The organism is Achromobacter deleyi, from assembly GCF_013116765.2.
Taxonomy (GTDB): Bacteria; Pseudomonadota; Gammaproteobacteria; order Burkholderiales; family Burkholderiaceae_B; genus Achromobacter; species Achromobacter deleyi_A.
Window position 1 is genome coordinate 4,104,286 of sequence record NZ_CP074375.1, and the last position, 23,223, is coordinate 4,127,508.

Here is a 23,223-nt window from a genome sequence, read left to right on the forward strand (position 1 = left end):
TGGTATTTACAATTAATGCAAATTGCATCTTTTTTCACACCTTCCCCCACACCGCCCACCACTGCCTCCATGCCGTTCCGGTCGCTGCGTAGCAAGATTTTTCTTCTGGTCGTGGCGCTTCTCGTGGCGGTGGCTGCATTCGTGATGCTGACTTCGCAGCGCAACGTGACGCGCACCGTGATGAACAGCGAACGTCATGCCGTCAGCAACGTGATGGAACTGGTCTTGCGCGATGCCGAAGCGCGCTGGGGCGCGCTGCTGACCGACAAGATATCCACCGTGCGCAACGGGCGCCGCCAACTGATGCAGACCGGCACGGTGGTGGCCGCCGCGCTGAACTCCTACGCCGACCTGGCCGAGCGCGGCATCCTGACGCAGGGCGCGGCCAAAGGCATGGCGCGCGCGTGGATCAACCGCCTCAAGTTCGACGACCGGCGCTATGCCTTCGTCTATGACGCCGACTTCCAGGTCCTGGCCAGCGGCAATCCCGAGATGATCGATCGCGACCTGTCGGAGTTGTCGGATTTCAAGAATCGCCCGCTTGCCCAGGCGCTATATGAAGAGAGCCGCACATCCGGCTACGGCTTCGCCATCTATCGCTGGCCGCCTTCCGCCCAACGCGGCGACAGCGAAACGCGCTACGCCTATTTCGGCTATTTCCGGCCGTGGAACTGGGTGTTCGCCATCACCGACAGCGCGCACGACGTCATCGAACAGATCCAGACGCGCCGCGAGCAGATGGAAAGCTCGGTGCGAGCCACGCTGTCCAAACTGACCCTGGCGCAATCGGGCTTCATCTTCATCGCCTCCGATGACGGCCGGATGATCGTGCCCCTGCCCGAGAAGCAGGCCGGCCTGCTCGACGCCGCGAACCCGCAGGGCGAGACCCTGCGCGGCCTGCTGGCGCGGCAGAAAGGCGGCGGCGAGCTGCAAAGCCTGTCGTTCGACGGCGGTGGCGGGCCGTGGCGGATCGACAGCGCGCGCTTCGCGCCGCTGGGCTGGACGCTGGTGGCGGCCGTGCCCGAAAGCGACCTGACCGCTCCCGCGCGCGAGCTGCTGAACCGGCAGGCCCTGATCTTCCTGGGCATGATGCTGGTGGCGCTGATCTGCGCCTGGCTGATGGCGGCCCGCATCGTGCGCCCACTGGAAACGCTGACCCGCTACGCGCGCCTGCTGCCCGAGCAGGACCTGACCGCGGCATCCAGCGTCCCCGCGCACATCGCCGCGCTGCCGGACAAACACAAGGACGAGGTCGGCCGGCTGGCCGCCTCGTTCCTGTTCATGGACCACAAGCTGCGCGAGAACGTGGCCCGGCTGATGCGCGAAACCACCGCCCGCGAACGCTTCGAAAGCGAGCTGAACATCGCCCGCGCGATCCAGCTGGGCCTGTTGCCCGTGCCGCTTTCCAGCGCGATCCGCGAACAGGTCGATCTGAACGCAGTGATGCTGCCGGCCAAGGAAGTGGGCGGCGACCTCTACGACTACTTCACGCTGCCCGACGGGCGGCTGTGCCTGGCGATCGGCGACGTGTCCGACAAGGGCGTGCCGGCCGCGCTGTTCATGGCGGTGACGCGCACGCTGATCCGCGCCACCGCCGAGGACGAGACGGACCCGGCGCGGATGATGCAGAAGATCAACAACCGCCTGTCCGAAAACAATCCCAACATGATGTTCGTCACGCTGCTGCTTGGCGTGCTGGACCTGACCACCGGCGAGCTGCAATGGGCCAACGCCGGCCATCTGCCGCCGGCGGTGGTGGGCGCGGACGGCACGCTGCGCCTGCTGGAAGGGCGCAGCGGTCCGGCCTGCGGCGTGCAGGAAGACCTGGAATACCGCAGTCTGTCGACGGTCCTGGCGCCCGGCGAAATGCTGGTGGGCTACACCGACGGCGTTACCGAAGCCGTCAATCCGAACGACGCCCAGTATGGAGATCCCCGCCTGCTGGCCGTGCTGTCCAATCCCCCCGTAGCCTCGGCCAGCCTGGCCAAGCGTCTGCTCGAAGACGTTCAGGCCTTTGCCGACGGCGCGGAACAATCCGATGACATCACATTGATTGTGATCCGCCGCCCATGAAGAAATCGTTACCCACCCTGATGCTTTGCCTGGCCTTGCTTGCGCCCGCGGCCAGCATGGCGCAGACGGCCCCGGGGGCCTCCGCCACGACCGCGGCCCAGGTATTCCCCACCAAGCCCACCCCCAGACCCGACGGCAAGAAATGGCGTCTGGGCTACTTCGAAAGCGGCGACTACAGCGAGTATCCGCGCACCTTGCGCGTGACCGTCGACGGCTTGCAGAAGCTGGGCTGGATCAGCGTGCCCGCGATTCCCGACGGACTCAACGGCGAACAGATGTGGACCTTCCTGGCCGACAACGCGCGCAGCGACACCCTGGAGTTCGTGCGCGACGCATGGTGGCAGCCGGGCAATTTCGACGCCGCCAAACGCCCTGCGGTGCGCGAGGCCATCAAGCAGCGTCTGACCGAAAAGCATGACCTGGACCTGGTCATCGCCATGGGCACCTGGGCCGGCCAGGACATGGCCGCCATGGGCGCGCCCGTGCCGACCATCGTGGGCTCCACCAGCGATGCCGTCGGCGCGCGCATCACGCGCTCGGCCCAGGACAGCGGCCTGGACAACCTGCATGCGCGGGTCCAGCCCGAGCGCTATCAGCGGCAGGTGCGCCTGTTCCATGAGATCGTGCCCTTCAAGCGCCTGGGGCTGGTGTACGAAGACAGCCCGGAAGGCCGCACCTACAGCGCGGTCGAGGCCGTGGAGCAGGTCGCGCGCGAACAGGGGTTCGAGGTGCTGACCTGCAACGCGCCGTCCAACGGCATCGCCGCCGACCTCGCCACGCGCAATGCCGTCGAATGCTATGCCAGGCTGGCCTCGAAGGTGGACGCCGTCTACGTCACCGTGCATCGGGGCGTGACCCCGGCGTCCGTCGATACGATCGCCGAGATCTTGCGCCAGGCGCGCGTGCCCAGCTTCTCGATGCTGGGTTCGGAAGAGGTCAAGCATGGCCTACTGCTCAGCCTGGCCCAGGCGGACTACTCCTATGTCGGCTTGTTCTATGCCGAGACGATGGCGCGCATTTTCAACGGCGCCAAGCCTCGCGAGTTGTCGCAGGTGTGGATAGATCCGGCCAAGATCGCGCTGAACCTGGAGACGGCGCGTGTCATCGGTTTCGATCCGCCCGTGGATATCCTGCTGGCCGCGGATGAAGTCTATGAAGCGCAGTAACGCCATGTGTCGAATTCGCCCGAAGACGGGGAGGCCCGTTGAATGGCATAAAATGGCTCACGTGTCATTACCGTGGAACTAAAGCAGCACGCGGGTTACTCAAGCCCACGAGCTACTAGACCTCTCACGGGCCCGATTTAGGACACGCCGGATTTCTTGGCTGCATGACAATTTCATCGGTTACCCCTTCGTCGCCATTCATCTCTCTGGACACCTTCGCCAAAGCCGCGGAAGGTGGTCAGGACATATACGTCGATATCGCAGGCGAAAAGCTGCAAGTGCTCGGCATGGGCGCCACGCCCGGCGGCCGCAGCGTGGCGTGGGTGGCCCCCGATGTCGACACGGCCTCCATGTTTGCGCAGGCGCTGGCCCAGAGCTACGGCCAGGGAATCGCCAGCGCGGTTTCGCGCGAGCTTGGCCTGGAACCCAACCCGGGCAAGCCCTTGTCCGCCCGCACCGTCGCCGCCGCGATCGACATGGCGGAAACGTCCAGCCATGCCCTGTCCGGCGTCGACTTCATGACCCGCCTGGCCACGTCCGCGGCCGGCAACACCCCGGCATTCCAGCAAGCCTGCAACGATGCCGGTGTCGCGCCATCCAGCCTGGACGCCGCCCGGCGCACGGCGCTGGACCAGGCCATGGAGGCGCGATTCGATCAGGCTGCCCGCTCTGGCTTGAGCCCCGTATCCCTGGCCACGGCGGCCGGATGGCTGCGGGATCTGCTCAAAACCGGCTAATTCCACGAAGCGGAATTAAGTCCAACAATTTACTTGTTTTTACAAATAGCGCCGGAAAAAACCGACTTTTAGCGCAATATTTCAATTTTCGAAATATTGTGACGGGGCGAAGCTGCGATAATTCGCCATACATGTAGTAACTAGTAGCTTAAAACTCGTTTCTTTTCTCTCATTCCATGACCAATCCCAGCGATTGCACGCCCGCTTCCCCGGAAGCGGATATGCCGCCCATTCGCGCGGAAGGCGAAAGCCAGGGATGGGATTCCGGTGACGACTACCTGCTGCGCGACCTGGTGCGCGAGCACTCCAGCCGTTTGCAGCGCTTCATCATCAAGCACATCGGCAACTCCACCGAAGCCGAGGACCTGGCCCAGCAGGCCTTTGTCGAGGCGGCCCGTTCCTACCACAGCTTTCGAGGCGAATCGCAGCTGTCTTCCTGGCTCTATGGCATTGCGCTGAACCTGGTGCGCAACCACCTGTCGCGCGCGCCGGAACGCCGCCATGACTTCGTCAGCGACAGCGTGCTGGAAGACCATGCGTCCTCCGACCTGTCTCCCGACCGCGTGCTGGAGCAGAACCAGACCATGGCACTGCTCCAGGAGTCGCTGGACGAACTGCCCGAGAACATGCGCGATATTCTGCTCATGGTGGGGCTGGACGATATCTCCTACGAAGAGGCGGCCGCGCTGCTGACCGTGCCCATCGGCACCGTGCGCAGCCGCTTGTCGCGCGCGCGCTCGGCGCTGCGCGACAAGATGGCCCAGAAGGGCCTGCGCCTGGACGCTTAAGGCGCCCTGCCCGTGCCCGGCGCCGCCACCGGCGCCACCTGGATCACCGGCCCCTGCGTGGCGTTGGACTTGCCCTGCAAGACCGGCTGCGCCGTCGGCACGCCCTGCATCCACTCCGACACGCGCAACGGCCCGCCGCCGCCCCGCACTTCCACGTTGGGCCCGAACTGGATCCGCGTGCGCTGGCCCTGCGCCAGGTCCAGGTATTGTCCCGCCGTCATCGGCGTGCCGCCGTTCCAGGTCGCATCCAGCATCGGCGCGGTATTCGCCGCACCCGGTAGCGCCACCACCTCGCCGTTGACGGCGACGACCCTGGGCCGGATGAGGAAAAGCCGCTCGCGGCGCTGCACCGTCTTGGACTTGTTCGAGAAGAAGATGCCCAGGCCCGGGATGTCTCCCAGGAACGGCACCTTGTCCACCTGCTCGGAATTCTGGCTGCTGTTGTAGCCCCCGATCAGCAGCGTCTGGTCATTGCCCACCACCGCCAGCGTACTGATATTGCTCTTGCGCACGGTCGGCAGGCCGTCGATCGGGCGTTCTTCCTGGATGCGCCCGTCCTCGATGTCCACCGTCAGCTCGACCCGGGCACCCTCCCTGGATTCGATATGGCGCGGCGTCACCCGCAACGAAGTGCCCACCGTGACGGGCGTCACCGTCGCCACGCGTTCGCCACGGGTCTGGATATAGAACGTGTCAGACAGGTCGATCATGGCGCCCAGGTTGTCGGCGGTCAGGATCGAAGGCTGCGACAGGATGTTGGCCTGTCCCTTGGTCTGCAACGCGCGCAGCCGCGCCACCAGGTTGCTGCCCACGCTGACGCCGATCGTGCCCGGCGACAACGCCGCTGCGCCGTCCACCGGCAGGCCGCCGCTGGGCGTCAGCGCCAGGTTGCCGTAGCCGAAGCTGGTGGTGCCCGCGCGCGCGCCCCAGTTCACGCCCAGCTCATTGACCAGGTCGGAGTTCACGTCGACGATCATGGCTTCGATCTCGACCAGCGTGCTCGGCAGGTCTAGTTGTTCGATCAGGCTGCGGTAGATGGGAATGCGGTCCGGAATATCCTGCACGATGATGGCGTTGAGCCGGGCATCGGCCTGGACGGTCGGTTCGCGCAGGCGCAGCCCGCCCTTGGCCGCCGGCGCCGGCACGGGCGCGCCATTGGCCGCCGCGACCATGGGCGCGCTGTCCGCTGACGGGCCGCCGTTGGCCTGCGGGAAGATGGGCGGACTGTCGCGCAAGGGCGCGGCAATGGCCGACAGCGTTTCGTTGTTGTTGCCGCCGCCGCCACCCGTGATCAGGTTGCGCAGCACCGTGGACAAGCCGGGGGTCACCACCTTCTGGTCGCGGTAGCTGATGGTGCGGTCGTTCACCGACGCATGCTTGAGCCGGAACACCGCCACCTGCTGGCCGCCCGCGCCCATCGGCAGGGCGGCCACGGTGCGCTCGACCAGATCCACATAGCCCGGAGGGCCCGAAACCAGGGCAATGCCCTGGTCCGGCAATTCGCCCCAGCCGAAGCGGGGATCCAGGATACCCAGCTGCTGCAAGGCCTGGCGCAAGGCGCTGATCGAGCTGCCCATGGCGCTGACCGAGCGCGTCTTCATATCGTTCGTGCGGCTGACGAACAGGGTGCCCGCGTAGACGAACCAGTTGAAGCCGTACACGCCACCCAGCCGGTCCAGGAATTCCGTGGGCGAGTTGGCGTTGAACTTGCCGTTGACGGTGCCCGATACGCTGGGCCCCATCTGCAGCGACAAACTGAAACCGCCCGCGAACTCGCGCAGCAGCGTCTGCAGGTTCTCGTCGCGCGCGTAGTAGCTGTAAGGCACGTTGGCCCAGTTCGGCGCGGCCACGCTTGCGCCACTCACGCCCAGCGACAGGGCAGTCGCCAGAATCATCCGCTTGAACACGCTATCTCCTCGGGTAAAAGTCCCGGAACGTTTTTTCATGCCAGCCGCCGCACCGCGCCCGCCCAGAAGGACAGGGCATTGGCGAACGCGCCGACGGCTTCGTCCAGCGCCAGGGGGCTGCTGTCCGGACTCAATGTCTGCTGCAGCCACAGCGTGCGGCCTTGCGGGTCGACCACGCAGGCGGCTGCATGACGGCTCAGCATTCCCGCGGCCAGCTTGCCGATTTCACGCACCAGTTCATCGCGCGCCGCGCTTTGCTCGGGCAGGCCGCAAAGGCGCGACGTCATCGCCAGCCAGCCATTGGGCGCGGCGTGCAGGTGGATGCGGAACGTGTCGTCGACCACCACGGTGAGCCGGCCATCGGCGCGCGCGGGCAGAGCCAGCCCGTGGCGGCTCACATAGGCTGAAATGAGAGGATGGACTGAGCTCATGGCTGGGGTTCCGGATTCGCGGCCAACTTGCGAACCAGCCGCAACACTTCGGCGACGGGCTCGATCAGCTCGCTGGGGATGTACTGGTCGGCTTGCGCGGTCGCCATCAGGGCGCGCGCCAGCGGAATATTCTGCATGACGGGCACGCCCGCCTCGCGCGCGGCCTTCATCATCTGTTCGGCCAGCGCGCCCTCGCCTTTGGCGAGCACCATGGGCAGCGCGGTCTCGTCGGGCTGGTAGTAGATCGCGATCGCCAGGTGGGTGGGGTTGGTCACCAGCACCGTCGCCTTGCGAGCGCTGGCCACGGCGCCATGCATCACCATTTCCTGGTGCAGATGCTTGCGCTTGTGCTTGATGTGGGGGTCCCCCTCCATCTCCTTGAATTCCTGCTTGACGTCTTCTTTGCTCATCATCAGTCCCTTGCGGTACTGCATGCGCTGCCAGACGAAGTCGGCCAGCGAAATCACCACGTAGGCAAACGCGATATTCACCACCAGCGTGCGCATCATGCCGCCCACGCCCGCCTCCAGCCCCGCCAGTCCGCTATGCGGCACCGCCATCAGTTCCGGCAAAGCATCGCGCACAACCAGCGCCACCAATACGGAGAGAAACGCGATCTTGAGGACTGATTTCAGCAGCTCCACCAGGTTCTTCTTGGAGAATATGTTTTTCAGGTTCTCCATCACGTCGAGCTTCTTGGCCGAAGGCTTGAGCTTTTCGAACGCCAGCACTACGCCAACCTGCAGGAACTCCGAGAACATGCCGACGATCAGCACGATCAGCACGAAGGGCAGCACCAGCGCCACGGCTTCGCGCAGCGCGGCGTCCAGCACGGTGGGCAGCGCCTGCTCGAACGGCATGCCCGTGAGCGTCGCCGGAATCAGGATCAGCCGGCCCAGGGACTCGACGATGCCGTGGGCATTGCCCAGCATGTAGCCGAACAGCGCCAGCACCAGCAGCGTCTGGGTGAAATCCTTGCTGTGGGCGACGTCGCCCTTCTGCCGCGCGTCACGCAGCTTCTTGCTGGTTGGCTGTTCTGTCTTTTCGCCGCTCATGGCGCCCGCCATTGGTTGTCCAGGAACGGCAGGGCCGCACCGATCTGGCCGGTGGTCTCGGCGGCGTACTCGAACAGCGTGCTCATGTAGAGCACCAGCACCAGCAGGGCCAGCGCGCTCTTGATCGGCATGGCCAGGAAGAACACCTGCAGCTGGGGCGCGAAGCGGCTCACCAGAGCCAGCCCGACCTCGGCCAGGAACATCGCGACGATCGCCGGCGCCGCGAACAGCAGGGTGAGCCGAAGGAACCGCCCAAGCTGGTCCAGCATCAGCGGAATGCTCTCCTTGCGCAGCGTGGGCGCCCATTCCCACAGGTCCCACAGGCGGAAGCTGTCGTACAGCATGGTCAGCATCAGTGTGAAGCCGCCGCCCACCAGGAAGAACACCATGAAAGCCTGGTTGAACAGGATCCCCATGGGCGAGGAGTCATTGCCGGTGGCCGGGTTGATGGTGGCGCCCAGGCTGGCCCCGCGCTGGTTGTCCACCACGAAGCCGACCGCCTCGAAGATCCAGAACGGAATGGCCACCAGGAAGCCCATGACCATGCCGACGAAGACCTCCTTGACCACCAGCAGCGCGATCTCGACCGTGCCCAGGTCCATGACCGCATAGCGTGGCGCCAGCGCCGGCACCAGCACGATGCCGATCGCCGCGCACAGCGCGTAGCGCAGCATGCCCGGCAGCAGCTGCCGGTTGAACAGCGGCAGCATCGCGCACAGCGCCAGTATCCGGGGCTGCGTCAGCGCCAGCGTGCCCAGGAAGACTTTTGCCTCGGCGTAGGTGATGCCGGAGATCATGGGTGTGCGCGGCTCCTAGTGGATCTTGTAGAAAAGGTCGAACACGGAAATCGTGAAGTTGTAGAGCTCGGCGCTGAGCCAGCGCGCCGTCAACATGATCGTGGCGAACACCGCGATCAGCTTCACCGCGAACGACAGCGTCTGCTCCTGGATCTGGGTCAGCGCCTGGAACAGCGAAAACAGCGTGCCGACGATGGCCGCCACCGCGATCGGCGGCAGGGACAGCCACAGCACCAGGTACAGCGCCTGGGTCATGTAAGAGACGAGATCGACGGTTCCCATGGGGCGCTCAGCTGTAGGACAGCACCAGGCCCTGGATCAGCCGCGTCCAGCCGTCGACCATGACGAACAGGAACAGCTTCAAGGGCATGGATATCGTGACCGGCGAGACCATCATCATGCCCATCGCGAGCAGGATGTTGGACACGATCAGGTCGATGATGACAAACGGCAGGTACAGCAGAAAGCCGATCTGGAAGGCGGCCGTCAGCTCCGAAACCAGAAACGAGGGAATCAGCACCAGCAGGTCGTCCTGCTTCAGGTTGCGCGCGGCCTGCTCGCCCCACAGCTCGCGCGCCGTGCGCACGAAGAAGTCGCGCTGCTCCGGCCGGCTGTTCTTCATCATGAAGGCGCGCATGGGCTCGGCGCCCCGGGTCACCGCGTCCAGGATGCCTTCCAGCCGGTCGGGCGCCGGCGCGCCCGGCGCCACCGCCGCGGGCGGCGCCCGCAATTCATCGCCGATCTGCATGACCACCGGCCCCATCACATAGGCCGACAGGATCAGCGCCAGGCCGTACAACGCCATGTTGGGCGGCACCTGCTGCACACCCAGCGCATTGCGCACCAGCGTCAACACCACCGCGATCTTCAGGAAGGACGTGGTCATGACGGCGGCCAGCGGCACCAGCGCCAACAGCGCCAGGACAACGGCCAGGCTGATGGGATCCGCACCCCCGCTCATGCGCCCGCCTTGCCCAGGCTGCGCAGCGTCACGCCTATCCTGCCGTCGATCTCGACCAGTTCGCCCATGCCCAGCAGCGCCCCGTTGGCGCGCACGATGACCGGACCGTCGGCCAGCGGGCGCTCCAGGTCGAAGGTTTCGCCGGGCTGCAGCTGCCGCAGTTCGCCCAGGGTGAGGTGGCGCTCGCCCAGCTCGAACGTCAGGCGCACGGGAATGGCGTCGATGTCGAACGGCGTCTGGGCGCCGGCTTCGGCGTCGGCCGGCGATTGAGGCGTCTCGGTCATAAGGGAAGTCCAGCCTTGGGTAACGAGGTATGAGGATTGTTCGGGCCGCACGCGCAGGCCCTGCGCGCCGGCGGCCAGCCAGAGCTCGCCTTCCGGCGAGACCAGGTAGTGGTCCAGGAAGATCGTGTCGCGGGCTTGCAGGCTGCGCAGTTCGGCGGCCGGCATGTCGGTCCAGCCCAGCCGGGCGGCCACGCGCACCGGCACCGCGTCCACGGCCATGCCGTTGTCCGCGGGTTCGGCGCCGCTGACCAGTCCGGCCAGCAGCATCAGCCCCAGCCCGTCCGCTTCCAGGCTGGCGTGGACCGTGTCCCCATTGGCGGGGTTGCGGGCCGTGAGCGTCCAGGCTTGCGGCAGCGGCGCGGAGCCGGCGCCCATGGCCACGACGCGGGCCGGACCGCCCGGCGAAGATGCGCTCAGGGCCGCCATGGCCTCGGCCAGCAGCGTCTCGATGGCGGTGGCGAGCAGCGGCGGCGGCACGGCGCCGGCATCCAGGTCCGGCAGCCGGGCGGCAAGCCAGGACTGGGCCGCCGATGGCGGCAGCCCCAGGCGCAGGCGCGCACCGGCCCACTCCAGGTCGGCGGACAGGGTGGCGGACTGGCGTATCGCATCCGGCACGCCGGGCGTGAAGCCCAGGCGCCATGCGGCGGGCTCGGCGTCGGCGCCGGCCAGCGGCGTCAGGACGACCCGCAGGTCGGCGCCGTGATGCGCGATCAGCGAGCGCGCGCGCGCTTCATTGCCGGTCAGGCGCGGCAGCGGATAGGAAGGCAACGGAATGTGCGTACTGGCGGTCATGGGAATTCAAAGGGAGTCAGCGGGACGGCGCCGGGGCGTCGGTCTCCGCCAAACAGGGGTCTTCCGGGTCGTCCGTGCCGACGCGCACGCGCGTCGGCTTGTCCAGGCTCTCGGCCAGCTGCGCCGCCAGCTCGGGCGCCATTGCGCAGAGCCGCTCGCGCGACGCTTCATTGGCGCAGATGAAATCCGCCACCATGCGGCCTTCGTCTTCATAGACGGACACGCTGACGCCCGGCAGCACATCGTCTTTCAATTCCACCCGGACCTGGCGGCGCCCCTGGCTGCCATCGGCAACCAGCAGCTGCTCGGCGGTCTCGCTCAAGGCCTGGGCCAGGGCTTCCGATTGGCCATCGCCACCCGGGGCCGGCGCGCGGGCGCCAGCGCCGAACAGCGAGAACGGCGAGGATGCCGCGGGCGGCGCGGATGCGGGCGCGGCATCGCCGTCGCCTTGCGACATGGCCTGCTCAAACGCCTGGCGGTCGGCGTCGCTTGCCTGCCGCCCGGCAGTCTGCCCGTCGGAGTTGGCCGTCGTCCGCGTTCCTTGGGAAATGGCCGTCTCCAGGCCTATGCGTCGGTCGATGCTCATGCCGGCTCGTACTCCTCGTGCTGCTCCCAGTCCTCGCGGTCCCGCGAGATGGATGCGGCCTCTTCCATTTCCAGATCTTCCTTTTGCTCCAGCGCCTTCAGGTGCTCGTCCAGATGGACCCGCGCCAGCTCCACGAACTTTCCCGTCAGCCGCACTGCGTGCTGATGCTGCTGGCGGCTGGCGGCCAGCGCCTTGCTCTCCTGCTCCAGCTGCTGCGCGGCGGCTTCCACCGCCTGCTCGCGCTGGCGTTCGCCTTCGCGCAGCCCGGCCACGCCCTGCAGCACGTTTTCGATTTCGCGCACGCGCACCACCCGGCTGCACAGGTCGCTGTACATGGCCTGCTCGTGCCGTTCGGCCTCGTCGCGATAGGACACCAGCGCGGCTTCGGACCCGCGCTTGGCGGCGTCCGCTTCCGCGTGGCGCAGGCGCTGCCGCGACACGGCGATCTCCGCCTGCCCTTCGCGGAAGCGCTTGATGGCCAGCAGCTCATCGAAGACGCTCATCCCGCCCCCACGATCTCGGTCATGCGGGCCAGGGCTTCCGGCAGGGTCGCGCGCTCGTCGGTGCGCTGCTTCAGGAAGGTATTGATCGCGCCGATCTTGTCGATGGCCTCGTCCGTCACGGCATCGCCGCCCCGCTTGTACTCGCCGATCTTCACCAGCAGCTCCACTTCCTGGTACTTGGCCATGAGTTCGCGCAACCTGCCGGCCGCCCGCTTGTGCTCGGGCGTGATGACGGCGTTCATCACGCGGCTGGCGGAAGCCAGCACGTCGATGGCCGGATAGTGGTTGGACGCGCCCAGCTTGCGCGACAGCACGATATGGCCGTCCAGGATGGAGCGGGTCTCGTCCGCGATCGGCTCGGTCATGTCGTCGCCTTCCACCAGCACGGTGTAGAGCGCCGTAATGGAGCCGTGCTCGTTCATGCCGGCGCGCTCCATCAGCTTGGGCAGTGTCGCGAACACCGAGGGCGGATAACCGCGGCGGGTGGGCGGTTCGCCCGCCGCCAGGCCGATTTCACGCTGGGCGCGGGCAAAGCGTGTCACGGAATCCATCAGGAACAGCACGCGCTTGCCCTGGTCGCGGAAATATTCGGCGATGGCGGTGGCCACGTAGGCCGCCTTGGCGCGCTCCATCGACGACTTGTCGCTGGTGGCGCAGACGATCACGCTCTTGCGGCGGCCTTCGCGGCCCAGTTCATGTTCCAGGAATTCGCGCACTTCGCGGCCGCGCTCGCCGATCAGCGCAACCACGGTCACGTCCACGTCGGCGCCCTTGACCAGCATGCCCATCAAGGTGGACTTGCCGCCGCCGGCGGCCGCGAAGATCCCCATGCGCTGGCCTTCGCCGCAGGTCAGCACCCCGTCCAGCGCCCGCACGCCCAGCTCCAGCGGTTCGGAGATGATGCGGCGCTTCAGGGGATCGGGCGCTTCCGCGAACACCGGATAGAACTTGCTGGCCTCCAGCGGCCCCAGCTCGGCTTCGTCCAGGGGCCGGCCCAGGCCGTCCAGCACCCGGCCCAACAGGCCGGGTCCAACCGGCACCATATGGGCGCGTCCGGTCGGGATGACTTCGGTCGCGGTCGAAATGCCGTACATATCGCCGATGGGCGTGATCAGGGCGGCGTCGCGCGCAAAGCCCACCACCTCGCCCTTCATCTCGAAGTTTTCGCCGGGGTTGCGCAGGATGCAGACCTCCCCCACCTTCACGGTCGGAACCACGGCCTTGATGATGGTGCCGATCACCTGCGTGACCCTGCCCTTGATGCGCAGGGTCGGGGTGTCCTGCAGCGCAAGCTCCATCATCTCGGCGATGTAGTCGAATTGGCGCATGGCTAGATTCTGCTGCCCAAGGTGCGCTGGAAGGCCTGGCGCAGCGCCTGGATCTGGCCTTCCAGGCTGGCCTCGACCATGCCGATCTCGCTTTCCAGGATGCAGGCGCCGCGGGCCAGGCGGCCATCGGCCAGGATGTCCAGGTAGCCCACGCCCGGATAGGCGGCCAGCAGGTCGTTGATCTGCTCGCGCACGGTATCGACTTCCGCCGGGTTCAGCCGCAGCGTCATCTGTTTCTGGTTGCGCACCACGGCCAGCGCGTTTCGCACCACCACCATGACCTTTTCGCGATCGTCATAGCCGTCGACGACCTTGCGCACCGCGGCCATCACCAGTTCCACCATTTCGTTTTCAACGCCGGCGAAGTACTCGACCGTGCGGCCGACGGTCTCGATCATCTTCTCGGCCTGGTCCAGCAACGCGGACTGACGGCCTTCTTCGTAGCCGCGCCGGCTCTCGGCGTCGAACGCGGCCTGCGCGCCGCCGACGATCGCGTCGGCCTGCTCGCGCGCCTGCGCCAACAGCGCTTCGGCATCGGCCCAGGCCGCCTGGTCCGCGGCCCGCAACACGCGCGCGCCGGGATCGGTCCGCCCCGCCAGCACGCGGGGCGTCAGCGGAGCGCGGGGAATGAGGAATGCCATATGGGGTCCGTGTTCTTCAGTATCGACAGGCCGAGCGACAGCGCTTCGGCGGCGGGCAAGGGGAAGTCCTGGGCGGGCAGCTCGGGCAGTTTCAATTCGGCCCGCAACCGCAGTTCCGGGCCGGCTCCGCTCAAGGCGGCCCGCAGGGCGCCATGGCCCAGCGTATCGACGGCGGAGGCGGCCTGCTCGACCGACCATGCCGCGCTTTCCGGAATGCCGGCGTGCAGCCCGCCCGCCGTCCGGCGGGTGAATTCCAGGAGGTCGGCGCCCAGGCCGCCGATCAGCAAGCGCACCTCGTCGCCCGCGATGGCGCGGCGCAGGCGCGGACCGCACAGCGCCGCGCCCAGGCGCCGCGCGCACTGCGCCAGCGCATCGGGCGCCAGCAGCGCCAAGGCCAGCTCCGGGCGGCCGGGGTCCGTCACGGGACGCTCGTGCAAGCCCAGGGCGCGCAGGATGTCCCGCGACCAGTGCCGGTGCCAGGCCGGCGCCAGCGCGGGCGCGGCAGCCAGCGCCTTGAGGACCGCGGGCGCCGCGTAGGCGGCATGGCGGCTGGGATGCAGGGTGCGGCTGGGCAGCTGGTTGAACTCGACCAGCCGGCGATCCAGCGCGCTTGCCGCCAGCGTCATGATCCGCGCGCCTCGCTTACCGGTTCGCGCCGGACCGGCTTGCCGCCCACGGGTTTGCCGTAGCGCCACAGCAGCAGTCCGATCGCGCCCGCCAGCGCCAGCACCAGCAGCACCAGCGCGACCAGCCACAAGGTCAGCACGCTGGCCGAGCCTTCCGCCACTTCCATGCCCAGCACCTGGCGCGTGGCATTGCCGGCCGCGGCGGAGGCAGCCGCCGGCTGCGCCGACACCAGCGCGATGGACACGCGGTCTTCGGTCAGGCCGGGAATGGCATGCGTGACCAGCTTGCGGATCTGCGGCTGCAGGGCGTCCAGGTTGTAGCCGGTCTGGTGCTTGATGAAGACCGCCGCGGTCGAAGGCGTGGTGTTCTCGCCCACGCCGCCGCGCTCGGGCAGCACCACGTGAACGCGGGCGGCCAGCACGCCGTCCATTTGCGACAAGGTGTTGGTCAGTTCTTGCGACAGCGCATAGATATAGCGGGCGCGCTCTTCCAGCGGCGAGGACACCAGGCCTTCCTTGCGGAAGATCTGCCCCATGCCGTCGAACCGTTCCCGGGGCAGGCCCCGCGCGCGCAGGATATCCAGTGCGCGCGCCACCTGCTGGCCCTCCACCGACACCGCGACCCCTGTCTTGGTGGCGGCCTTCTGCGCCGAGATGCCCGCGTCGAGCAGCACCGACAGCACCTCGTTGGCCTCGCTTTCATTGGCGGCGGAGAACAGTTCGACGCGCGAGCCGCAGGCCGCCAGCACCAGCAGCAGGCCCAGCAGCAGAAGCCGCAGGCGCGCAAACGGCGCCGAACCCGGCCCGCGCGCCGCCGCGCCGGACGAAAAGCTTGAAACGTATGGCATTACGACATCCTGACTAGCGAATCTATGTTCTGTGTCGTGCGCGACACGGCCTTGCTGACCATTTCGTAGTTCACCGACACATGCAGCAGATCCGCTTGCAGGCGCATCATGTCGGCCACCGAGGGCTGCGCCGCCATGGCATCCAGCCGGCCCGAGATGCCCTGCCATTTCTCGGAGTATTCGGTGGTCGTGCTGCGCAGGCTGGCCAGTATCTGGTTGCCCAGCGTCTGCGGCGCCGCGTCCACGGGCGGCGCAAAAGCCGTTTGCAGCGCCGCCTGCAGGCCGGTCAGCGCCGGCGCGTCGACCTCCGGCGCGTTCATGACGGCGTTGAAGCGCTCGGTGGCAAGTTGCGCGGGCGGGGTGGCCGGCGCGTTCAGTATGGGCGGCAAGGCGGCCGAGAGCGCGGCGATTTCCATGTTCCCTAACTCCGTTCAATGAGATGACAAGCGGCAGCGGCGCGCATTTCAGGCGCCCTCCCGCGGCAGGCCCAGCAGGCCGCGCGCAAGCGCGGGGCCATCGCCCTCGCCTCGCGCGACCCTTTCAAGCAGCCGCTGGCTTTCGCCGTTGCGGCCCGACAGTTGCAGCGCAAACCCGCGCCACGCATCCAGCAGCGCCCGTTCGCCGGGTTCGGCGATGACGGCGGCTTCCAGCAGCGACACGGCCTCGGGCGCCCGTCCGGCGTTCATCCAGGCGACCGCCAGCCCGACCAGCGGAAAGGCCGCCGCGGGCCGCAAGCGGCGCAAGGCCTTGAAAATGGTCTCGGCGCGGGCGACGTCGCCCGCGCCCGCTGCCAGGAAGCCGACTTCGGTCAGCAGCCGGGCGTCGTCCGCCGCAAGCACAAAAGCCGCCTCGGGAGAGACGGCTTGAGCCACGGCGGCGGAGGCAACAATGCCGGCGCTATCGTTCATGTTTCATGACGCGGCCTCGCGTGTGGACAATTGCAGAAGCGCCCCGGCGCGCAGGCGGACATCGTCCGGCATGCCTGGCGTGCACAGCAGTTCCAGCGTGCGCCGCGCCTGATCCGTCTGGCGCAAGGCCAAATGGCATTCCGCCACGCGCAAGGCCGTGGGCACGGAATCGGGATAGAGGGTCAGCACCAGCGAATAGATATTGATCGCCTCGTCCGCGCGGCCCAGCATTTGCAGGCAGACGCCCAGGCCCACCAGGTAATGCTTGCGGGTCGGACCGTACTGCGCCAGGAAGGCGAACACCGGCAGCGCCTGGGCGTACTGCTCCTGCACCACCTGGGCGTAGGCCAGCGCGTACACCACTTCAAGCTGTTCCGGCGTCAGGCGGCCGTTGGACGGCAGCCCTTCCATGCCGCGGTACAGCGCCTCGCCAAACTCACTGCGTTCAATTGCGGTATCGGCCATTTCCTGTCCTTGCTGCGTTTGCATTTGCGGAGCGGCGCAAGGGGCGCCGCGTCCGGGTTGCGCCGTCAAACGGCCATCCGCTTGCCGATGTTCGCGGTGATCTGCGACATGCTGTCAGCCGTCCCGTTGATCATCTGCGTCACCATGCGCAAGCCCTCTTCCATCTGCTGGATCACCTTGGTGATCTCCTCGCGCGACTCTTCCATCCTGGCCTGGAGCTTGCGGGTGATGGCGTCCAGCTCTTTCTTGTCGGCCTGGATGTTCTCTGCCTCGTTCTGGGTCTTGGCCACCGACATCTTGATCGAGCCCTGCGCGATCTGGGTCGCGCCCTGCACGACCTGGCCCGCGGCGCCCGCGATGCGCGACGCCATGGTCACCGCGCTGGTCCCCGCGGTGACCGCTATGGTGGCCACCCCCACGGCGACTGTCGCGGCCATGGCGAAGGCCATCGTCAGCGCCATGGATGTCTTCTGGTCCGCGCCGGCCAGCTCGGCGATGCCGCCCGCCAGCCCGCCGATCAGCCCGGGTTCGATCAGCAGCAAGGCGGGCGAAGACAACCCCACCAGTCCCGCCACCACCTTGCCGATGCGCTGCGCCGTTTCCTCGCTGACGCCGCAGGCCTGCAGGAACTTGCTGGCAATCGTCGTCATCAGGTTGCTCAGGCTGATCTCGGGACCGCCGCATTCCTTGGATATCTGGTCCGCCAGCGCCACCGTCGAGCCGATCAGGGCCATCACGGCCAGGGCCAGCAGCGGCGCGCCCGCGCCGCCGGTGGCGACGGTGCCGGCCGCCAGCACGGCCACGGCGATCGCCGAGAACACCAGGGCCGCGATCTTGCCGATCCAGCCGAAGATCTTGCCCAGCACGCCCTTGCGGTCCGCTTCCTCGCACTTCTTGACGTAGTCCTGGATTTTCTGGAGCTGCGCCTCGTTGTTCTTTTCCATCTTGGTCCGCGCCACGGACAGGTTTTCCTTGGCGCTCGCGACCTGGGCCTCGTCCGACTTCGACCGGATGCTGCGCAGCAGGTCGATCATGTCGTTGGCCGAGAACGACTGCGGCGGCGCCTGCAGCGCGGGCGCCCCGTTGGCGTTGACGATGCCGTCGCCGCCGACCGCGTCTTTCGCGCCGGGCAGGGAACCGGCCATGCCCGCGAAGGCATCCAGCAGCTCACTGACCTTGGTCGCGCCCGCGGCGCCCTGGACCCCGCCCGTCGCGGCTTCCGGCAAGCCGGCGCCGCCGGCCAGGGGCGCGCCGCCGCCGATGTTGGGAGTGTTGGAAGAGATGGAACTCATGTCGGAATCCTTGGAGGCGCGCGGGTTCAGATGTTGCGGGCGATGCCGCGATTGGTTTCCATGCGGGACTGCTCGATGGAGCTGAGCTTCTCGCGCACGTCGCGGATCACGTCCATCATCTGCTGGGCCATTTCCGTCGCCTGCTGCGTGGCCGAGTCGTGCACCTTGGACTGCGCTTCGAGCTCGGCCTTCTTCGCGTCGTGCTCGGCAGCCTTGCGCTCCTGGCTGGCGTTGACCATGGTGCCTATGCCGCTGGCCATGCCCGATACGCCGGCGGCGCGGTCCGAATAACTCTTGGCGACGGACTCGGAGCCTCCGTTGGCCAGCAATCTGCCCTGCATGACGCCCGAGCCCGCCTGCGCAATGCCGCCGGCGATCTGGAACGCGCCGCTTACCATGGCGCCCACCATGCGCTCCTGCGCGGCGTTGCGGATCTCCTGGGCAGCACCCTTCAGGGCGTCGACCTGCGCGGTCATCTCGCTCTGGCGGACTTCGCGCGCCGAGGTGCGCATGGCCTGCGCCAGCTGCTGGAACAGCGCCATGAAGGCATAGAGGTCCGTCTGCACGTCCTGTTCGCTCAGCCTGGAAACCTGGTCCAGCGTGCCCGCCGCGTCCGAACCCAGCTTGCCTTCGGGCGCCTGCAGGCCGCGCGCGCCGCCCTTGATGTCCTGCAGCATCTTTTCGATGTTGGCGCCCATCTGCGCGACCGCGGCCGCATCCGCCGCGCCCAGCGAGCCCAGGGAGCCCATCAGCTTCTGCGTGAGCGCTTCGTTTTCCGCCGCGATCGTCTGCGCGTTTTCGACAATGGTCTTGAGTACGTCGGGCGACGCCGACTTCATCATGTCTTCGATGTTCAGCAGCGGGTTGGACCCGCCGGCACCCGTGGGAGAGATCGTCATGGAATGGCTCCGGTATCTTGGTTCGACGGCGCGGCGCGCCGGTCAGGGGTTCAGGCCTGCGGTCCCGCCAGCGCACGGCGCAGCACTTGCGCGCGCGCGGCCAGGGTGGCGTGCTGTTCCTCGCCTTCACACATCGCCGCCACGGCATCCAGCGCTTCGATGGCTTCGTCGCGTCGTCCCATCTCGACCAGCGACTCGGCGCTGTGATACAGCGGCGCGGGGTCCAGCGGGTTCGCGGCAATGGCCGGCAGGTATTGGCGCAGCGCATCCTCGTGCCGTCCCAGCATGCGGCTGGCCGACGCCAGGGCCAGGCCATAGCGCGGCTGGGTGTGGTCGTAGGCCACCAGCGCCGAGAACACCTTGAAGGCCTCGCTGTAGCGCTGCTGTTCGTACATGGCATAGCCCAGCGAATACATCGCTTCCAGCTCGGCTTGCGTCAGCCCCAGCACGTCGCCCAGCTTGCCGCCCGCGCGGATGTAGCTGGCCAGGCCGCCGGTGGCCTCTTCCATGGCCGCGGCCAGGTTCTCGGCCAGCGCGGCGTTCTCTTCGGCGTCCAGACTCATGTCGTTCTCCTCTTTCCCCGGGGACGTTTCCGCCCTTACACCATCGGGCGCATTTTCTTCACGCCGCCCGTCGGCGCGCTGGCAAAGCTCTGGCGCGCCATTTCCTGCGCCACTTCGCTCTCGACCGCTTCGAGGTCCTGGCGGAACAGGGCCTCGGCCTCGGCCTTTTCCTTCGGGCCCAGGCGGGCCGCGGTCACCGCCCGCACCTTCTCCGGATCCAGCCCCTGGTCGCGGTAGAAATCGTCGGCGCGCTCCAGGGCGCGGCGGGCGTCGCCCAGCACGCGTTCGGCTTCGGCGTGGATCTGTTCGGGAGTCTTTTTCTGGCTCATGGCTTGGTTGCGGTTCAGAGTGGAGGAGGAAAAATCAACGCATGTTGCCGATGATGGAGGACCGGCTGTCCTGCATCTTCTTGACGAAGTTCGTCATGACATCGAAGGCTTCGTTGCGCTTGTTCGACATGCTCTGCAGGCGGGACATGTCCATCTGCTGGGTGTTCGACAGCGCGTCCACCTTGTTCTTGATGGCCTGGATGGCGGTGTCGATGCTGCCTTTGGTCACCTTGCTGATGCCGCCGTCGATCTGCAGCTTGTACTTGTCGGTATTCAGATCCATGCCGGCTTCGCCCATCGCCTTGAACATGGCGTCGCGCATCTGGTTGTAGCGGTTGTCGTTTTCCGTGCCGGCCTTGTTCCAGTCAGGAATATCGCCGTCCTTCATGGCCGTGTTGCCGTCCTTGCCGGACTTGAACAGCCCCGCCAGCGCGTTCAGGCTGTTCATGGCGTCGTTCAGCTTGCCGATCTGCGTATTGCGCGCCTGCACTTCGCTGATCTGGGTCTGCAATTGCGCGTCGAGCAGCTTGACTCGTTCGCCTTGCACCATCATCAGCGCGGTCTCGATATCCATGCCGGACAGGTCGATCTGACCCACGCCGCCCGCACCGCCTGTACCGTTTACCGTGCTCATCGCTCATCTCCAAGAGTTTGGTCATCCGCCGCGATCCGGGGATCGCGCCTGGGTCCGCGTTTGCCGGACGCCGCATACCGTGTAAGTAACCAGCCCGGCTGGGGAGTTCCACGCAGGTCGAACTTTTTGTCCGGCCCGGCGCGGCCCCCCGCCGTGGAATTCAGCTTCGGGTCAGCGCATGTTCCCGATGATGCTGGAGCGGCTTTCCTGCATCTTCTTGATGAAGTTCGTCATCACGTCGAATGCCTCGTTGCGCTTGCCGGTCATGCTTTGCAGCCGCATCATTTCCATCTGCTGGGTATTGCCCAGCGCATCGACCTGGGTCTTGGCGGAGGCGATGTCCTCCTTGTTGGTCTCGACGGTGGCGACGTTCTGCTTGATCCTGGCTTCCAGCTCGGCCACCTTGCCGCCGATCTGGTCCACCCAGCCCTGCACGACCTTGCCCTTGGCGTCCATGGTGCCGTTGCCGTCCACGTCGCGCGGCGCGTCGGCGCCGGTCGGCACGGTCAGCCCCGACGCCTTTATCTGATCCAGCGTGGAGTGGGACAGCGCCTTGTCGTCGCCCTGCCCCCAGGACAGGCCATACCAGCCCTCGGAATCCGGGCACTTGCTGGCGGCCAGGCGCTCCTGCAGATCCTTCAGTTCCGCGATCTGGGTCTGCATCGACACGTTGGACGATTCCAGCTTCAGGTTGTCCGCCGACTTGGCGTTCATGGACTCGTTCAGGCCGGCCATTTCGGCATTGCGCGCATTCACGGAATCAAGCTGCTGGCGCAGCGAATCTTCCAATAGCTGGGTGCGCTGGGTCTGAACCGCCATGAGCGCGGTCTCCAGATCCATGCCGGACAGATCCATGCCCGAGACACCACCCACGCCCACTCCGGATACCGAGGACATCGCCTTCTCCTTGAATTAGTTGCGCTACCAGTGGGGCACCCGCCATGCAAACCAGGGTTAACCCTTGAATGCCCCACGTTATCGGCGGCGACGCGCTCGTCGGCCGCCTCCACCCCGTGTTCGTAACGGTTTCCCCCTGCTTGGTTCCACCCGAGGCGGATGGAACTTTTCCCGCCGCTCCGTTACTACCACTGACTATGCGCGGCCTGTGTCGGCTGCCTCACCCGCCTTATGAACCGTATCGAAGCTGGACTGCCCTCTTCCGCTTTTTCCTCGACGACCTCGCATGCCGATGTTCAGCACGGCCAGCAGCAGGTCGGCACGATGCTGGGCCAGACCGCGGTGGCCGTGGCAGGCGAGTTCTCGCTGGCGGATTCCGCCGAAGAACTCAGCCTGCACATGGCCGAGAAAACCGAGGACAAGCATCACGCCGAACGCAAGATGCGCGGCGACGCGCCCCTGCAGATGCTCAGCACCGAAGCCATCCTTGCCTACCTGGCCGGCACCCACGACGCCGATGCCCAGGAAAAGCTGGTCGAACTGGCGCGCTTTCTGCTCAGCGGCAAGGGCGATCCCCGCCAGGCCGCCGGCCGCGCCTTCGGCGATGTGTCGCAGCAGTACCTCGGCCTGCAGTACGCGCTGCGCCAGGGCGAACGCGACGGCGCGCCCGAGGAGGTGCTGGACGGCCTGCGCGAGGCGCTGGCCGACCTGGAACTGGAAAGCGGTCCGCAGATCCGCGCGGGCCTCAATACCGTAAATGCCGCCTCCGCCTATGCGGAGGACAGCCGCGGCGTGGCCGACTTCCAGCGCACCTACCGCGACGTGGTGCTGGGCGAATCGTCCCTGGCCAAGACGCTGGCCCTGGCGCTCGAGCGCTTTGGCGGCAAGGACATCGCCCGCGGCCTGACCCAGCTGATCCAGGCATTGGGCCAGGACCTGGCCGCCGCGCGCCCGTCCACCAACCCGGACCGCCTGCAGTCCCTGATGCAGGATCTCTATCAATTGGGCACCGCCGTCACCGTCCTGGACGGCTGCGCGGAGCTCGCCGCGAAACTCGGGCGCGACCAGGGCACGGCCATCGTGTCCGAACGCCTGATGCAGGATCTGGTCAATGTCAGCAACGAAAAATGGGTATCCGAGGCCCGCTTCTCGGGCCTGGCCGGCTCGCACGGCGTCGCCACGGTGGAGGGCCGCATCGCCTTCCTGGGCGGCGTGCGCGCGGTGCTCAAGGACCTGCCCGTGCAGGTCTTCGCCGACGCGGACACCCGGCAATCCGTCCTGAATGCCGCACAACAGGCCCTGGATGCGGCCATCGACGAGGAATACGAATGAACAGCCTGGATCGCGCGCTGGGCGCCTTCGGCGAGGAAATCGGCATGCCCGGACTGGCGCTGGGCGCGGGCGGCAATCTGGCCCTGCAGCTGGAGTCCGGCCGCCGGGTCGCCATCGAGCCCGCGGGCGAGGAGGTGCTGGTCTATGTATCGGAGCCCGTTCCCTACGACGCGGCCGACCGTCTGCAAAAGGCCTGGCGGCGCGCTCATTTCTCGCGCCTGGACGACTGGCCGGTACAGACCGCGCTGCGCGATCAGGACGGCCTGCCGCGGCTGCTCGCCATGACGCGGCTGGCAGCCCCCGACGCCAGCGCCCACAAGCTCAGGCAGGCCGTCGACTACCTGTCGCGCTGGCTCGACGCCGTGCGCGACGACTGAACAC

At 67.1% G+C, this 23,223-nt stretch carries 28 protein-coding genes; 6 read left to right on the plus strand and 22 right to left on the minus strand.

From position 1 onward, the window contains the following. Positions 1–69 precede the first annotated feature (69 nt). From HLG70_RS18450 to HLG70_RS18465, 4 genes are all read left to right on the plus strand, one after another. Entirely contained in the window at positions 70–2,073 is a 2,004-nt protein-coding gene (locus HLG70_RS18450; RefSeq protein WP_171667326.1) for a SpoIIE family protein phosphatase, read from the plus strand. After that, positions 2,070–3,239 (plus strand): ABC transporter substrate-binding protein, encoded by a 1,170-nt coding sequence (locus HLG70_RS18455; RefSeq protein ID WP_171667325.1) that lies wholly within the window; start codon positions 2,070–2,072, stop codon positions 3,237–3,239. Before HLG70_RS18450 ends, HLG70_RS18455 begins: the two co-directional genes overlap by 4 nt. Before the next feature lie 164 nt (positions 3,240–3,403). After that, positions 3,404–3,976, plus strand: coding sequence for a hypothetical protein (locus tag HLG70_RS18460; RefSeq protein WP_171667324.1), 573 nt, complete (start codon positions 3,404–3,406; stop codon positions 3,974–3,976). A gap of 221 nt (positions 3,977–4,197) precedes the next feature. After that, a complete protein-coding gene (locus HLG70_RS18465; protein WP_234103126.1) occupies positions 4,198–4,764 on the plus strand; it encodes an RNA polymerase sigma factor in 567 nt (188 codons plus the stop codon). Here the strand turns inward: HLG70_RS18465 and sctC are convergent. From sctC to HLG70_RS18575, 22 genes are all read right to left on the minus strand, one after another. Continuing rightward, positions 4,761–6,659, minus strand: coding sequence for a type III secretion system outer membrane ring subunit SctC (gene sctC / locus HLG70_RS18470; protein ID WP_171667396.1), 1,899 nt, complete (start codon positions 6,657–6,659; stop codon positions 4,761–4,763). The genes HLG70_RS18465 and sctC overlap by 4 nt on opposite strands. Before the next feature lie 47 nt (positions 6,660–6,706). Further along, on the minus strand, positions 6,707–7,102 hold the full coding sequence (locus HLG70_RS18475) for a CesT family type III secretion system chaperone (protein WP_171667322.1): 396 nt from the start codon (positions 7,100–7,102) through the stop codon (positions 6,707–6,709). Further along, complete coding sequence (gene sctU, locus HLG70_RS18480; RefSeq protein ID WP_171667321.1) at positions 7,099–8,157, minus strand: type III secretion system export apparatus subunit SctU; 1,059 nt, start codon at positions 8,155–8,157, stop codon at positions 7,099–7,101. Before sctU ends, HLG70_RS18475 begins: the two co-directional genes overlap by 4 nt. Further along, positions 8,154–8,954, minus strand: coding sequence for a type III secretion system export apparatus subunit SctT (gene sctT, locus HLG70_RS18485; RefSeq protein ID WP_171667320.1), 801 nt, complete (start codon positions 8,952–8,954; stop codon positions 8,154–8,156). The genes sctU and sctT overlap by 4 nt, the downstream gene beginning before the upstream one ends. Positions 8,955–8,969: 15 nt before the next feature. After that, on the minus strand, positions 8,970–9,236 hold the full coding sequence (gene sctS / locus HLG70_RS18490) for a type III secretion system export apparatus subunit SctS (RefSeq protein WP_008163300.1): 267 nt from the start codon (positions 9,234–9,236) through the stop codon (positions 8,970–8,972). A 7-nt stretch (positions 9,237–9,243) separates the two neighbouring features. Then, on the minus strand, positions 9,244–9,915 hold the full coding sequence (gene sctR, locus HLG70_RS18495) for a type III secretion system export apparatus subunit SctR (RefSeq protein WP_171667319.1): 672 nt from the start codon (positions 9,913–9,915) through the stop codon (positions 9,244–9,246). Beyond that, the gene (sctQ, locus tag HLG70_RS18500) at positions 9,912–10,991 is read right to left on the minus strand and encodes a type III secretion system cytoplasmic ring protein SctQ (RefSeq protein WP_171667318.1); all 1,080 of its coding nucleotides are present in this window, start codon (positions 10,989–10,991) and stop codon (positions 9,912–9,914) included. Before sctQ ends, sctR begins: the two co-directional genes overlap by 4 nt. 16 nt (positions 10,992–11,007) lie before the next feature. Then, positions 11,008–11,577 carry a hypothetical protein gene (locus HLG70_RS18505; RefSeq protein WP_171667317.1) on the minus strand — a complete coding sequence of 190 codons (570 nt, stop codon included), beginning with the start codon at positions 11,575–11,577 and terminating at the stop codon, positions 11,008–11,010. Beyond that, complete coding sequence (locus HLG70_RS18510; protein WP_171667316.1) at positions 11,574–12,080, minus strand: type III secretion protein; 507 nt, start codon at positions 12,078–12,080, stop codon at positions 11,574–11,576. The genes HLG70_RS18505 and HLG70_RS18510 overlap by 4 nt, the downstream gene beginning before the upstream one ends. Then, positions 12,077–13,408 carry a type III secretion system ATPase SctN gene (sctN, locus tag HLG70_RS18515; RefSeq protein ID WP_171667315.1) on the minus strand — a complete coding sequence of 444 codons (1,332 nt, stop codon included), beginning with the start codon at positions 13,406–13,408 and terminating at the stop codon, positions 12,077–12,079. Before sctN ends, HLG70_RS18510 begins: the two co-directional genes overlap by 4 nt. Positions 13,409–13,410: 2 nt before the next feature. Further along, complete coding sequence (locus HLG70_RS18520; RefSeq protein ID WP_171667314.1) at positions 13,411–14,049, minus strand: HrpE/YscL family type III secretion apparatus protein; 639 nt, start codon at positions 14,047–14,049, stop codon at positions 13,411–13,413. Next, a complete protein-coding gene (locus tag HLG70_RS18525) occupies positions 14,019–14,675 on the minus strand; it encodes a SctK family type III secretion system sorting platform protein (RefSeq protein WP_171667313.1) in 657 nt (218 codons plus the stop codon). The genes HLG70_RS18520 and HLG70_RS18525 overlap by 31 nt, the downstream gene beginning before the upstream one ends. After that, positions 14,672–15,523: a type III secretion system inner membrane ring lipoprotein SctJ gene (gene sctJ, locus HLG70_RS18530; protein WP_171667312.1), complete on the minus strand. Its 852-nt coding sequence runs from the start codon at positions 15,521–15,523 to the stop codon at positions 14,672–14,674. Before sctJ ends, HLG70_RS18525 begins: the two co-directional genes overlap by 4 nt. Further along, entirely contained in the window at positions 15,523–15,939 is a 417-nt protein-coding gene (gene sctI, locus HLG70_RS18535; RefSeq protein WP_171667311.1) for a type III secretion system inner rod subunit SctI, read from the minus strand. The genes sctJ and sctI overlap by 1 nt, the downstream gene beginning before the upstream one ends. Positions 15,940–15,987: 48 nt before the next feature. Beyond that, complete coding sequence (locus tag HLG70_RS18540) at positions 15,988–16,431, minus strand: tetratricopeptide repeat protein (RefSeq protein WP_171667310.1); 444 nt, start codon at positions 16,429–16,431, stop codon at positions 15,988–15,990. Between the two features lie 3 nt (positions 16,432–16,434). After that, complete coding sequence (locus HLG70_RS18545) at positions 16,435–16,896, minus strand: tetratricopeptide repeat protein (protein ID WP_171667309.1); 462 nt, start codon at positions 16,894–16,896, stop codon at positions 16,435–16,437. 65 nt (positions 16,897–16,961) lie between these two features. Continuing rightward, positions 16,962–18,188 carry a type III secretion system translocon subunit SctE gene (gene sctE, locus HLG70_RS18550; protein ID WP_171667308.1) on the minus strand — a complete coding sequence of 409 codons (1,227 nt, stop codon included), beginning with the start codon at positions 18,186–18,188 and terminating at the stop codon, positions 16,962–16,964. A gap of 26 nt (positions 18,189–18,214) precedes the next feature. Then, positions 18,215–19,087, minus strand: a complete 873-nt coding sequence (sctB, locus tag HLG70_RS18555; protein WP_171667307.1) for a type III secretion system translocon subunit SctB — start codon at positions 19,085–19,087, stop codon at positions 18,215–18,217. Between the two features lie 50 nt (positions 19,088–19,137). Further along, positions 19,138–19,650, minus strand: a complete 513-nt coding sequence (locus HLG70_RS18560) for a SycD/LcrH family type III secretion system chaperone (protein ID WP_171667306.1) — start codon at positions 19,648–19,650, stop codon at positions 19,138–19,140. Between the two features lie 35 nt (positions 19,651–19,685). Further along, the gene (locus tag HLG70_RS18565) at positions 19,686–19,979 is read right to left on the minus strand and encodes a hypothetical protein (protein WP_171667305.1); all 294 of its coding nucleotides are present in this window, start codon (positions 19,977–19,979) and stop codon (positions 19,686–19,688) included. Positions 19,980–20,013: 34 nt separating this feature from the next. After that, the gene (locus tag HLG70_RS18570) at positions 20,014–20,613 is read right to left on the minus strand and encodes a hypothetical protein (RefSeq protein ID WP_171667228.1); all 600 of its coding nucleotides are present in this window, start codon (positions 20,611–20,613) and stop codon (positions 20,014–20,016) included. Positions 20,614–20,784: 171 nt separating this feature from the next. After that, entirely contained in the window at positions 20,785–21,510 is a 726-nt protein-coding gene (locus HLG70_RS18575; protein WP_171667304.1) for a hypothetical protein, read from the minus strand. Positions 21,511–21,741: 231 nt separating this feature from the next. Between HLG70_RS18575 and sctW the strand changes: the two genes are divergently transcribed. After that, on the plus strand, positions 21,742–22,842 hold the full coding sequence (gene sctW / locus HLG70_RS18580; protein ID WP_171667303.1) for a type III secretion system gatekeeper subunit SctW: 1,101 nt from the start codon (positions 21,742–21,744) through the stop codon (positions 22,840–22,842). Continuing rightward, complete coding sequence (locus tag HLG70_RS18585; protein ID WP_171667302.1) at positions 22,839–23,219, plus strand: hypothetical protein; 381 nt, start codon at positions 22,839–22,841, stop codon at positions 23,217–23,219. Before sctW ends, HLG70_RS18585 begins: the two co-directional genes overlap by 4 nt. Positions 23,220–23,223: the final 4 nt, after the last annotated feature.